Source organism: Streptomyces sp. NRRL WC-3549, from assembly GCF_000721935.1.
Taxonomy (GTDB): Bacteria; Actinomycetota; Actinomycetes; order Streptomycetales; family Streptomycetaceae; genus Streptomyces.
Window position 1 is genome coordinate 165,771 of record NZ_KL585388.1, and the last position, 220, is coordinate 165,990.

The 220-nt window shown below is 73.6% G+C and carries 1 pseudogene; it reads right to left on the reverse strand.

What is annotated here, in order from left to right:
* Positions 1 to 220 (reverse strand): annotated as a pseudogene (locus IH13_RS0107255) (alanine--glyoxylate aminotransferase family protein); the annotation flags it as partial.

Consider the following 220-nt stretch of genomic DNA (forward strand, 5'->3'; position numbering starts at 1 on the left):
GGACGTACGGCTCCAGGCCGCCGCCGAGGGCCACCGCACCCGCCCGGGTGGCCGCCGCAGCCGAGGCGTGCCGGGCCGTCAGGGTGTCCAGGCCCTCCGCCTCGATCCGCTCCACGCAGGCCTCCAGCGCCAGCATCTCCAACTGCGCCGGGGCGTGCGGAAGAGCCGTGCGGCCCGCGTCGATCCACCGCTCCTTCCAGTCCCTGTCTCTTATACACAT